Annotated in this window: 10 protein-coding genes; 6 read left to right on the top strand and 4 right to left on the bottom strand. The window is 73.7% G+C overall.

Annotation, left to right across the window (positions count from 1 at the left end; genetic code table 11):
• Positions 1–125 precede the first annotated feature (125 nt).
• Both QSK21_RS25315 and QSK21_RS25310 read left to right on the top strand, forming a co-directional pair.
• A complete protein-coding gene (locus QSK21_RS25315; RefSeq protein WP_285699453.1) occupies positions 126–473 on the top strand; it encodes a hypothetical protein in 348 nt (115 codons plus the stop codon).
• Positions 474–554: 81 nt separating this feature from the next.
• On the top strand, positions 555–1550 hold the full coding sequence (locus tag QSK21_RS25310; RefSeq protein ID WP_285699452.1) for an LLM class flavin-dependent oxidoreductase: 996 nt from the start codon (positions 555–557) through the stop codon (positions 1548–1550).
• 5 nt (positions 1551–1555) lie between these two features.
• Here QSK21_RS25310 and gabT read toward each other — a convergent pair whose 3' ends face one another.
• Positions 1556–2920, bottom strand: a complete 1365-nt coding sequence (gene gabT / locus QSK21_RS25305) for a 4-aminobutyrate--2-oxoglutarate transaminase (RefSeq protein WP_285699451.1) — start codon at positions 2918–2920, stop codon at positions 1556–1558.
• A 113-nt stretch (positions 2921–3033) separates the two neighbouring features.
• On the opposite strand from gabT, the gene QSK21_RS25300 reads away from it, so the two are divergent.
• From QSK21_RS25300 to QSK21_RS25290, 3 genes are read left to right on the top strand one after another with little or no spacing between them, the layout of a single operon-like run.
• On the top strand, positions 3034–4578 hold the full coding sequence (locus QSK21_RS25300) for a PucR family transcriptional regulator (protein WP_285699450.1): 1545 nt from the start codon (positions 3034–3036) through the stop codon (positions 4576–4578).
• Positions 4579–4582: 4 nt separating this feature from the next.
• On the top strand, positions 4583–6010 hold the full coding sequence (locus QSK21_RS25295; RefSeq protein WP_285699449.1) for an aldehyde dehydrogenase family protein: 1428 nt from the start codon (positions 4583–4585) through the stop codon (positions 6008–6010).
• Positions 6007–6696, top strand: a complete 690-nt coding sequence (locus QSK21_RS25290; protein WP_285699448.1) for a gamma-glutamyl-gamma-aminobutyrate hydrolase family protein — start codon at positions 6007–6009, stop codon at positions 6694–6696. Before QSK21_RS25295 ends, QSK21_RS25290 begins: the two co-directional genes overlap by 4 nt.
• Here the strand turns inward: QSK21_RS25290 and QSK21_RS25285 are convergent.
• Together QSK21_RS25285 and QSK21_RS25280 are read right to left on the bottom strand one after the other, a co-directional pair.
• On the bottom strand, positions 6668–8155 hold the full coding sequence (locus QSK21_RS25285; protein ID WP_285699446.1) for a carboxyl transferase domain-containing protein: 1488 nt from the start codon (positions 8153–8155) through the stop codon (positions 6668–6670). The genes QSK21_RS25290 and QSK21_RS25285 overlap by 29 nt on opposite strands.
• Before the next feature lie 63 nt (positions 8156–8218).
• Positions 8219–9202, bottom strand: coding sequence for a sensor histidine kinase (locus QSK21_RS25280; RefSeq protein ID WP_285699444.1), 984 nt, complete (start codon positions 9200–9202; stop codon positions 8219–8221).
• A 606-nt stretch (positions 9203–9808) separates the two neighbouring features.
• On the opposite strand from QSK21_RS25280, the gene QSK21_RS25275 reads away from it, so the two are divergent.
• Positions 9809–10999 (top strand): serine/threonine-protein kinase, encoded by a 1191-nt coding sequence (locus QSK21_RS25275; protein WP_285699442.1) that lies wholly within the window; start codon positions 9809–9811, stop codon positions 10997–10999.
• A 27-nt stretch (positions 11000–11026) separates the two neighbouring features.
• Here QSK21_RS25275 and QSK21_RS25270 read toward each other — a convergent pair whose 3' ends face one another.
• Positions 11027–12142, bottom strand: a complete 1116-nt coding sequence (locus tag QSK21_RS25270) for a PP2C family protein-serine/threonine phosphatase (RefSeq protein ID WP_285699440.1) — start codon at positions 12140–12142, stop codon at positions 11027–11029.
• Positions 12143–12301 lie beyond the last annotated feature (159 nt).

Genomic DNA, 12301 nt, shown 5'->3' with positions numbered 1-12301 from the left:
CTCTAGACGGGCGCCAGACGGCCGCGGACGGGCGGCGGACGGTCCGCCCTGGAGGGCGGCGGCGCGCAGGCGTATGATCCTGGTCACTTGAGCGAACGTTCGTTCACACGCCGTCTCCTGGATCGGTGACCGTCATGACCGACGCCGCCTCGGCTCCCACCCCCATCCCCGGTCCCCACTCCACCCCCTACACCGCTCCCGGCCCGCGCCTGGCCGCCGGCATCGGCCCGGACGGCACGTACAACAGCGGCGGCCGCTTCCTGGCCTTTCTCGCCGGGCTCTGGACGATGGTGGCGTTCTTCCCGCTGCTGTTCGTCGGCGCGGTCCTCTACACCAAGGCCGAGGAGATCTGGCCTCAGGATCCCGAGCGCGCGCGCAGGCTGGTCGTGTGGTCGTGGGCGTCCGTCACCTGGATGCCGCTGGTCTGCGCCGCGGTCGTGACGGGCGTGACGCTGGCCCTCAGCTTGCTGTAGTCCCCGCCGTAGAACATGGTCCCGCCGTAGAACGTGTCGTAGAGCGGGAAGAGGACGGGACGCCGCGGAGTTGGACGGATCATGACCGTCCCGTTCTCCGTGCTCGACCTGTCCCCCGTGGTCAGCGGTGGTTCCTCGGCGCAGGCTCTGCGCAACACCCTCGACCTGGCCCGCCACACCGAGTCCCTCGGATTCCACCGCTACTGGCTGGCCGAGCACCACGCGATGCCCGGCATCGCCAGCTCCGCCACCGCCGTGCTGATCGGCCAGGTCGCGGCGGCGACGTCCCGGCTGCGGGTCGGCTCGGGCGGGATCATGCTGCCCAACCACGCGCCGATGGTGGTGGCCGAGCAGTTCGGGACGCTGGAGGCCCTCTACTCGGGCCGCATCGACCTCGGCCTGGGCCGCGCCCCCGGCACCGACCAGCGCACCGCCCTGGCCCTGCGCCGCTCGCCCGAGGCGCTGTCGGTGGACGACTTCCCCGAGCAGGTGCACGAGCTGCGCGGCTACTTCGGCAAGGACAGCACGGTGACCCCGGCCGCCGGCAACGAGCCGCCCGTGTGGCTGCTGGGCTCCAGCGGGTACAGCGCGCGGCTGTCGGGACTGCTGGGCCTGCCGTTCGCGTTCGCCCACCACTTCAGCTCCGAGAACACGCTTCCGGCGCTGCACCTGTACCGCGAGTCGTTCCGGCCGTCCGCCGATCTCGACCACCCGTACGCGATGATCGCGGTGTCGGTGACGGCGGCCGAGGACGACGAGCGGGCCCGCGAGCTCGCCGCGCCGCAGGCGCTGTCGTTCCTGCGGCTGCGGCAGGGACGCCCGGGGCCGCTGCCCAGCCCCGAGGAGACCGCCGCCTACCCGTACACGCCGTTCGACCGGGAGATCATCCAGGCCCGGCTGTCGGGGCAGGTGATGGGCGGGCCCGAGACCGTCCGCGGGCAGCTCGACGCGCTGCTGGAACGCACCAAGGCCGACGAGGTGATGGTCGTGACCTCGGTGTACGAGCACGAGGACCGGCTGCGCTCCTACGAGATCCTCGCCGACCTCTACGGCCTCAAGCCCGAGACGGCGCCGTAAAGCCCTCAGAGGGCGGCGAACGCCTCGTCCAGGACGTCCAGCCCTTCCAGCAGCAGGTGCTCGGGGATCACCAGCGGGGGCAGGAACCGCAGCACGTTGCCGTAGGTGCCCGCCGTCAGCACGAGCAGCCCGGACTCGTGGCAGCGGCGCGCGACCCGGGACGTGAGCCCGGGGTCCGGTTCCTTCGTGCCGGGACGCACCAGCTCGATCGCGGTCATCGCGCCGCGCCCGCGCACGTCGCCGATCGCGTCGTGGCGTCCGGCGAGGGCGCGCAGGCGGGGCAGCATGATCTCGCCGATGCCCCGGGCCCGCTCCACCAGCTTGCCGTTCTCGATCTCGTCCAGGACGGCCAGCGCCGCCTCGCAGGAGACCGGGTTGCCGCCGTAGGTGCCGCCGAGCCCGCCCGGGTGGACGGTGTCGAGGATGTCGGCCCGCCCGGTCACGGCCGCCAGCGGCATCCCGCCCGCGATGCCCTTGGCGGTGGTGATGATGTCGGGGACGACGCCCTCGTGCTCGCACGCGAACAGGTCACCGGTGCGGGCGAACCCGGTCTGCACCTCGTCGGCCACGAACAGGATCCCGTTGTCCCGGCAGAACCCGGCGATCGCGGTCAGGAACCCGTCCGGCGGGACGACGAAGCCGCCCTCGCCCTGGATCGGCTCGATCACCACCGCCGCCACGTTGCCCGCGCCGATCTGCTTCGTGATCTGGTCGATGGCCTGTTCCGCCGCTTCGGATGCGCAGTTCTCCGGGCCGCCGGGCCACCGGAACGGGTAGGCCATCGGCATCCGGTACACCTCGGGCGCGTACGGGCCGAACCCGTGCTTGTACGGCATGTTCTTGGCGGTCAGCGTCATCGTGAGCAGCGTCCGGCCGTGGTAGCCGTGGTCGAACACCACCACCGCCTGCCGTCCGGTGGCGTAGCGGGCGACCTTGACGGCGTTCTCCACCGCCTCGGCGCCGCTGTTCACCAGGAAGGTGCGCTTCTCGTGGTCGCCGGGGGTGAGCCGGTTGAGGGCCTCGCAGACCGCGACGTACGACTCGTACGGGGCCACCATGAAGCAGGTGTGGGTGAACCGCCCGGCCTGCGCGGCGACCCGTTCGGCGACGCGCGGGTTGGCGTTGCCGACGTTGGTGACGGCGATCCCGGAGCCGAAGTCGATCAGCGAGTTGCCGTCGGCGTCGACCACCACGCCGCCGCCCGCGTCCACCACGTACACCGGCAGCACGCTGCTCACCCCCGGGGCCACGGCCGCGGCGCGTCGCTCCTGGAGCGCGCGCGAGCGGGGACCGGGGATCTCGGTGACGACACGGCGTTCCTGGGGCAGGCGGTCCAGGCCGGCGGGCCCGTCGAAGATCTGGCTGCTCATGGCGCGAACATAGGACGGCGCGGCCGTACGCTGAACCGTACGTCCCGGCGAATCGGGCCCGCCGGCCTGGACGGTCCGGCGATCCGGACGCCGATCGTGGAAGGAGTCGCGAGGTGCCGCCCACCCTGCGCCAGGTGGCCGCGCTGCCCCAACTCGGCCTGCGCCCGCTGACCGAGCTGCGGCGCGGCGTCACGGTGCGGTGGGTCGCGGTCAGCGAGCTGGAGGACCCCACGCCGTTCCTGGAGGGCGGCGAGCTGGTGCTGACCACGGGGATGCGGGTGACGGCCGAGGGCGCGGCCCGGTACGTGGCGCGGCTGGTGGACCGGGGCGTGGCCGGGCTCGGCTTCGCCGTCGGCGTCATCCATGAGGACGTGCCGCGCGAGCTGCTGGACCAGGCCCGCGAGCAGGGCCTGGCGCTGCTGGAGGTGCCGCGCCCCACCCCGTTCATCGCGATCGGCATGGCGGTCTCGCGGCTGCTGGCCGCCGAATGGTACGGGGACGTCACCCGGTCGTCCCAGGCGCAGCGGGAGCTGACCCGGGCCGCCCTCAAGGGGCCGGGCCCGCTGATCGCCCGGCTGGCACGGGAGCTGGGCGGCTGGGCGCTGTTGCTGGACGCGTCCGGCGAGGTCAGGCATGCCGAGCCGGCCCGTGCCCGCCGCCGCGCCCCCGGCCTGGCCGGGGAGCTGGAACGGCTCAGGCGGACCCGCTCGTCCCGTCCGCGGCAGGGTGAGGCGCCCGCCAGCGTCGCGCTGTCCGGCGAGGAGGGGCATGTCGTCGTCCAGGTCGTGGGGCTGGGCGGCAGGCCGCACGGCTTCCTGGCGGTCGGCACCGAGGATCCGCTGCCGCCGTCCGCGCACGCGATCGTGGGCGCGGCCGTCTCGCTGCTCACCCTCCAGACCGAGAGCCCGGGGACGCGGCGGCGGCTGCGCGCCGCGCTCGGCGGCCTGCTGCTCGGGCTGCCCCCGGACGTGGCGGCCGACGGCGTGCTGCCCGAACCGCCGGTCCGGGTGCTGGCCTGCGCGGGCGGCGAGGCGGTGCTGGACGCGCTGGAGCTGGACCCGGCGGGCGAACGCTGTCTCGCGGTGCTCCTGGACGACGGGCGCTGCGCGGTGATCGTCCCGGACCGGCTGGCCGGGCAGGTCACCGGGCTGGCCCGTGCGAGCGGCCCGGTCGGCGTCAGCGACCCGGTGGACGAGCTCGGCTCACCGGATCAGGGCCTCCCTCATGCCCTCGTCCAGGCGGAACGGGCGCTGGTCGCGGCGTGGCGCGTCCGGGCCGGGCGCGACAGCCCGCACGGTGTCCTCTGCCATGCCGACCTGCCGGGGCAGGGCCTGCTGGGCCTGCTCGACCCCGGCCTGGCGCAGGGCTTCGCCGAGTCGATGCTCGCGCCGCTGCGCTCGGAGGACCCGTCGCTGATCGATTCGCTGCGCGCGTACCTGGCGGCCAACGGGCAGGGCGAGGCGGCCGCGCGCGCTCTCGGCGTGCACCGGCACACGCTGCGGACGCGGATGCGCAAGGCCGCCCGGCTGCTGGGCCGCGACCTGGACGATCCGGCGGTCCGGGCCGAGCTGTGGATCGCGCTCGCCGTGACGGACAGTCCGCACACCGCGATTGGACATGCTGGAGGGTCGCGGAACGCTCCACCGGAGATAGCGTGAGGGTATGAACGCGACCCCCTTCTGGCTGGCCGGTCGGCCCGCGACCGGTGACGAGGAACTGACCGTTACCCACCCGTACGACGGCCGTGTCGTCGGGACCGCCGCCGTACCGACCCCGGAACAGGTCGAAGAGGCGGTCGCCGCCGCCCACGCGGTGCGCCGCGAAGCCGCCGCGCTGCCGCTGCACGTGCGCGCGGACGCGCTGACGCACGTGTCCAGGCGGCTGGCCGAGCGCTCCGAGGAGATCGCCCGGCTGATCACCGGCGAGAACGGCAAGCCGCTGCTGTGGGCGCGCGGCGAGGTGACCCGCGCCGTCGCCACCTTCCGGTTCGCCGCCGAGGAGGCCCGCCGCTGGAGCGGCACGACCCAGCGGCTCGACACCGACCCCGGCGCGGTCGGCCGGATGGCCTACATCGCCCGCGTGCCCCGCGGCCCCGTGCTGGGCATCTCGCCGTTCAACTTCCCGCTCAACCTGGCCGCCCACAAGATCGCCCCGGCGATCGCGGTGGGCACGCCGATCGTGCTCAAGCCCGCGCCCGCCACCCCGCTGTCGGCGCTGCTGCTCGGCGAGCTGCTGGCCGAGACCGACCTGCCCGAGGGCATGTTCTCCGTCCTGACCGTCCCCAACGACCGGGCCGGCGGGCTGGTCGAGGACCCGCGGCTCCCGATCGTCTCGTTCACCGGGTCGGTCCCGGTCGGCTGGTCCATCCGCGACCAGGTGCCGCGCAAGCACGTCACGCTGGAGCTGGGCGGCAACGGCGCGGCGGTCGTCCTGCCGGACGCCGACCTGGACTGGGCGGCGTCCAGGATCGGGCTGTTCTCCAACTACCAGGCGGGGCAGAGCTGCATCGCCGTGCAGCGCGTGTACGTCGACCGCTCCGTGTACGAGACGTTCCTGCCCAAGCTGGTCGAGGCGGTCAACGGCCTGGTCACCGGCGACCCCTGGGACGACAAGACCCAGGTCGGCCCGCTGGTCAGCCAGGACGCCGCCGAGCGCGTCGAGTCCTGGGTGAACGAGGCCGTCGAGGCGGGCGCCAAGGTGCTGACCGGCGGCACCCGCGACGGCGCCGCCTACGCCCCCACCGTGCTGGCCGACGTGCCCGCGGACGCCAAGGTGCGGAATCAGGAGGTCTTCGGCCCGGTCATGCTGGTCGAGCCGGTGGACGGGGTGGACGAGGCGTTCGACAAGGTCAACGCGTCCTCGTTCGGGCTTCAGGCCGGAGTGTTCACCCGCGACCTCGACCTGGCCTTCCGCGCCCACCGCGAGCTGGAGGTCGGCGGCGTGGTGATCGGCGACGTGCCGTCCTACCGCGCCGACCAGATGCCCTACGGCGGTGTCAAGGAGTCCGGCGTCGGCCGCGAGGGCCTGCTCTACGCGATGACCGACTACACCGAAGAGAAGATCATGGTCCTCACGGGCCTCCCCCTGTGACCAGGCCGTTGATCGCGCTGCCCGCGCGCTTCTCGGAGTCGGCGTCGGCGCTGCGGTACCGGGCCGAGGTCGCCGCGCGGGCGCTCGTCGAGGCCGTGTGGCGGGGCGGTGGCGAGCCGTTCATCATGCACCCCGCCGACCCCGCCGAGGTGCCCGCACGGCTGGCGCGCTGCGACGGCGTCCTGCTGCCCGGCGGCGGCGACCTGCACCCGCGCCACTACGGCGCGGCGGAGGCGCACGAGGCGCTGTACGACGTCGACGAGGAGCAGGACGCCTTCGACCTGGCCGTGGCCGAGCACGCGCTGGCGTCCGGGCTGCCGACGCTGGCCGTGTGCCGCGGGCTGCAGGTCGTCAACGTGGTGCGCGGCGGGACGCTTCGCCAGCACATGGACAGCGCCCACCGCCACGTCGTCCACCCCGTCGCGGTCGAGCCCGGCACGCTTCTGGCCAAGACGGTCGACGGCACCTCCGCCGCCGCGTCCTGCTACCACCACCAGGACATCGACGTCCTGGCCGACGGCCTCATGGTCACCGCCCGCGCCGCCGACGGGACGATCGAGGGCGTGGAGTACGCGGAGCCCGGTCCCGGCTGGTTCCTGGGCGTCCAGTGGCATCCGGAGGACACCGCCGCCACCGACCCCGCCCAGCAGGAGATCTTCACGGCCCTCGTCCGGGCCTGCCGGTAAGCGCCGACAGGGCGTCCCCGATCGCGGCGGCGGCCCGGCGGCAGAACGCCTCCGGCTCGTCCGCCGCGTCCGGGCGCTCCTCGACCAGCTCGTCCACCAGCCCGTCGCTCAGCAGCTCGGACGCGCCGATCCGCTGCGCCGCGGCCGCCTCGGCGGCCCGCCCCGCCGTCCGATACATGATCACGGAGGCGCCCTCGGGCGGCAGCGGGGCCAGCCAGGAATGCCGTGCGGCCAGCACCCGGTCCGCCGGCAGCAGCGCCAGCGCCGCCCCGCCCGCCCCCTCGCCCATCAGCAGGCACACCGCCGGAACCGGCAAGGCGATCAGATCCGCCATGCACCGTGCGATCTCCCCGGCCAGCCCGCCCTCCTCGGCCTCGGCCGACAGGTCCGCCCCCGGCGTGTCCACCACGGTGACCAGCGGCAGCCCCAGCTCGCCCGCCAACCCCATCCCGCGCCGCGCCACGCGCAACCCCGCCGGTCCCAGCAGGTGCCCGCGACGCTGGCTGCGCCGGTCCTGGCCGACCACGACACAGGGGACGCCCCCGAACCGCGCGAGGGCCAGGAGCAGGCCGGGGTCGGCCTCACCCTGGCCCGTCCCCGACATGGGCGTGACCGCGTCCGCCCCGAACCTGAGCAGCTCCCGTACCCCTGGCCGCCCGTCCCTCCGAGCCCGCCCGAACACCTCCTGAGCGTCCTCACCGAGTCCGAACGGGACTTCGCGCCATGACGGCGTACGGACTCGCCGGGAGCTCACGGGAGGCGGCGAGGCGGGGCAGGGACGGGAGGCCAGGATCTCCAGGGCATTGGCGGCGATCTCGGGGAGGTCGTCGATGCCCACCACGGCGTCGATCAGGCCCTTCGCGAACAGGTTCTCCGCCACCTGGACGCCCTCGGGGAAGGGCTTGCCGTACAGCCCCTCGTACACGCGCGGGCCCAGGAAGCCGATCAGCGCGCCCGGCTCGGCGGCCGTCACATGCCCCAGCGAGCCCCAGGACGCGAACACGCCGCCCGTCGTGGGATGGCGCAGGTAGACCAGGTAGGGCAGCCCGGCGGCGCGGTGGCGGGCCACGGCGGCGGTGATACGGGCCATCTGGACGAACGCGACCGTCCCCTCCTGCATCCGGGTGCCGCCGGAGGACGGCGCCGCGACCAGGGGCAGCCCCTCGGCGGTGGCGCGCTCCATCGCCGCGACGATGCGGTCCGCGGTCGCCACCCCGATCGACCCGGCCAGGAAGCCGAACTCCGACACGACGTAGGCGATCCGCCGTCCCCGCAGAAGCCCCTCACCGGTGAGCACGGCCTCGTCGCACCCGCTGCGCTCGCGCGCCGCCGCGAGCTCCCGCGCGTACGCCGACCCCGGTTCCGCCACAGGACGGGGCTCCACGTCCCACGGCCGATGCTCGTCCAGCACCCGCCGCAGCAACTCACGAGCCCCGACACGCCCACCCGGCCCCACCATACGAACCTCCCTGGACCAAGCATGCGCCCGCAACCTCACCTGTGCCCGCCCCGCGCTCACAGATCAATACAGCGGGAGGCGGCAGATGAGGCGGGCACCGCCGGGACCGTCGCCCACCACCAGGTTGCCGCCGTGTGCCTGGGCGATCTCGCGGGAGATGGGGAGGCCCAGGCCCGTCCCGTCGCCGTCGGCGCGGCGGCCTTCGGGGAGCCGCAGGAAGCGCTGGAAGACGCGCTCGCGTTCTTCGGGCGGGATGCCGGGGCCATCGTCGGCGACCATGAGGAGGGCGTCCCGGCCGTCGCTGCCGACCGCGACCCAGACCTTGCTCTCGGCGTGCCGTTCGGCGTTGTCGAGCAGGTTGGTGAGCAAGCGGACCAGGTGGGAGGGGGTGGCGCCGACCACCACGGAGTCGTCGACCTGCACATCGATCGGCACGCGCCCGGCGCGCCGCGCGGTCTCGGTCTCGACCAGCTCCCCCAGGTCGATCTTCTCCCGCTCGGCCTGCGCACCGGCCTCCAGCTTGGCGAGGACCAGCAGGTCCCGGACGATGCGCTGAAGCCGGTCGGCGCTCTCCAGGGCGGCGCGGGCCACCGTGGGCCAGTCCTCGTCCTCGGGGTGCGCCAAGGCCGTTTCCAGCCGGGTCCGCAGGCCGGTCAAGGGGCTGCGGAGCTCGTGGGACGCGTCGGCGACGAAGGCGTGCCTGCGTTCGGCCATCCGTTCCAGGTGCTCCAGCGTCACGTTCACGGATCTGGCCAGCTCGGCGACCTCGTCATGGCTCGGCGGGACGCTGACGCGGCATTCGCCGGGTTTGTCGGCGATCTCCTTCAGTTCCCGGCTCATCACCTGGACGGGACGCAGCGCGCCGCCGACCGTGCCCCAGAGGATCCGGGCCACCGCCCCGAGCGCGACCGCGAACCCGATTCCCAGTGCCAGGTCGAGCGCCATGCCGCCGCCGTCCAGGGCCGCCGCCGCGTGGATGCCCAGGGCGCCCAGGACCAGCAGCGCGCCCGCGACCGCGGTGGCGACGGCCGTGAGACGCGCCCGCATCGACCACCGTGACGGAGTCCACCGCACGATCGGACTCATCATCCCGGTCGCCCTCCCATCGTTGCCACGCCGGCGTGCTCGCGCGGTGTTCACCGGTCCTGGGGGTTGGCGGCGGGGACTCTGATACCTCCGCTAGGACGGGTTGTAACCCTCCCATTGCCGGACGAAACCCTGATCTGCCGGATGATGGGATCCACCACGAACGAAGTCACGGTGAAAGCGGCTTCGCGTCACCGTACCGGCGGCGCGGGTCACGCTCGCCCCAGGGCGAATCGAGCGGGGCGAACTGGGTAGAGGGGGCGCAGCGGCAGAAAAGGATCGATGCCCGCGCGGAACGGCGCCTCCCACCCCTGGGGTACCGACCGCGCGGACATCGCCTTCGGTGCCGCCAACCACCCCGGACACCCGCGCGCCGAGGAGGATCCGACGGGAGCCGGGCGGTTGCCGAACTGGTTATTACTGTGCCGTGCCCGCGTGCCATCGGGGCTACATCGACGTGACGAACACGTTTCATACGATCCGTGTTCATAGGGCACCATACTGTGCACGATCATCGGGGGGGGACAGGCTGGACCGAAGGCCCTGGAAGGGGGCGAGGAGTACTTCATGGAAGGGCACCTCAGCGGAGCCCCGGCCGGTGACGTCCGCCCCCTCGACGACGTGCGGCCGCTGGAAGCGGGCGACCCCCGGCTGGTGGGCGGCTACACCCTGCTCGGCCGGATCGGCTCGGGCGGCATGGGGACGGTCTATCTCGGGCACGCCCCCGGCTCCGACGGCCGGGTGGCGGTGAAGACCATCCACCCGCACCTGGCCGCCGACGCCGCGTTCCGTGAACGGTTCCGGGACGAGGCGGTGCTGGCGGGCCGGGTCGCCTCTTTCTGCACGGCCCGGGTCCTGGCGCACGGGGAGGAGGACGGCCTCCCCTACATCGTCAGCGAGTACGTCGGCGGCGTCTCGCTCCAACGCCGGATCGCCACCGGCGGGCCGCTGCCGGGAGCCGAGGCGTACGGCGTGGCGGTGAGCGTGATGTCGGCGCTGGCCGCGATCCATGCCGCCGGGCTGGTCCACCGCGATCTCAAGCCCGCCAACGTGATGCTCACCCTCTCCGGATGCCGCGTGATCGACTTCGGCATCGCCCGCTCCCAGGACGCCCCGGCCGCGCCCGGCGCCCTCACCTCGGCCGGCACCGTCCTCGGCACCCCGGGATGGATGGCCCCCGAAGTGCTCGGCGGGGAGCAGGCCACCCCGGCGTCCGACATCTTCACCTGGGGCTGCCTGATCGCGTACGCGGCGACCGGCCGGATGCCGTTCGGGGACGGCGACCCGGCCGCGGTCGCGCTCCGTGTGATGCGCGACGAGCCGGATCTGGACGGGCTGCCCGTCCCCCTGCTCCTCCCCGTACGGTCGGCGCTGGCCAAACGCCCCAAGGACCGCCCTCCGGCGTCCGATCTGCTGCTCGCCCTGGTCCAGCAGGGCGGGCTGCCCTCCGTCCACGACGGCACCGCGAAGATCATTTCCAGGTCCGCCCCGGCCGCCGGGCGTCCGGGCGGGGACGACGAAGGGCCGGACACCGTGGCCTTCACCGTGCTCCGGCATGTCGGGGCGCGCTCGACCACCCGTGCCCGCGTCCTGGCAGGGGCCGCCGCTGCCGCTGTGGTCCTCCTGCTGGGCGGTCTCGTCGCGAGCCTGACCGGAGGTGGCGGCGGCTCTCCCGCCTCGCCTCCGCCGCCCTCAGCGCCCGCCAGGACGGGACCCGTCACGACCGCGCCCGCCTCCGTCCCCGGCCACGGTCACTGAGCCACCGCGACGGCCGGGCGGGGCGGGTCAGGAGCGCCAGATCAGGACGAGGGCGCAGTCGTCGTCGCGGGTCGCGGCCATCGTCTTGACCAGTTCCTTCGCGCCGCTGCGGAAGCCCTCGGGGACGAGCCGTTCGGCCTCGCCCAGCAGCCGGTCGATCCCGGCGTCCAGGTCCTGGCCCGGGGACTCCACCAGGCCGTCCGTGTACAGCAGCAGCGCGTCCCCCGGGCCGAGCCTGCCGTGCTCGGGGACGCAGCGCAGGTCGGGCACCACGCCGAGCACGACCCCCTTGGCCGAGCCGACCCGCCAGGTGCCGGTGCCCGCGTCGAACTGGACGGCCGGAGGGTGGCCCGCCGACTCGATCGTGTACTCGCCGGTCTTGAGGTCCAGGACGAGGTGGACGGCGGTGACGAAGCCCTCGTCCCAGCTCTGGCGCTGCAGATAGGTGTTGCAGGCGGGCAGGAACCGATCGGGCTGGAGCGATCCAAGCAGCCCACCGAACGCCCCGGACAGCATCAGGGCGCGCGTTCCGGCATCCGTGCCCTTACCGGACACGTCCACCAGCGCGACCTCCAGTTTCTCATCATCGGAGGCGGAAACGACGAAGTCGCCCCCGAACGAGGAGCCGCCCGCCTGGAGCAGGACCACCTGGGAGTCCCAGCCGTCCGGAAGGGCGGGCAGCTCGCCCTGGCGGCGCAGCCGGTCGCGCAGCTCCAGCAGCATCGAGTCGCCCCGCAACCCCTGGACGCCCAGCTTCTGCCGGGTACGGGCCAGGGTCAGGGCGAGGACCGCGGCGACCGCCATGGTGGCGATCAGGCCCGGACCGACCTCCCTGGTGTCCTTCCAGTCGTTGTAGGCGATCATGACCGCGACCAGCCCGAGCAGGATGCCCAGGCTGCGGACCTTCAGCAGCAGGCCGCCGCCCAGAACGGTCAGCACGAGCGCGCTCGGCGGCGCCCAGGCCCGCGAGACGGGCGAGATCAGCCCGATCGCCAGGGTCAGCAGCGCGAGCGCCGCGAACACGTACCGGTCACGGGCCAGGTTGCCACGCCTGAGCCACTGATAGATCCGCACCAGGACGGGGATCCGGCGCAGGAACGCGCGGACCCCCGGAGGGAGCAGGTGGACCAGACGTTGCAGCATGACTCCGGCACTGTATCGAGCATCCACACCAACCGCGCGCATACGTGCGACCTCCCGCCCCGCGCGGACGAAGGCGGCCGTCCTGTTCGCCGGTGACGCGCGTCCCGGGTTGTCCCTGCTCCCGGCCGGTGGTGTCCAATGGACATACACCCCGAAGGC

Source organism: Actinomadura sp. NBRC 104412, from assembly GCF_030269515.1.
Taxonomy (GTDB): Bacteria; Actinomycetota; Actinomycetes; order Streptosporangiales; family Streptosporangiaceae; genus Spirillospora.
This window is presented reverse-complemented; position numbering and strand designations above follow the sequence as displayed.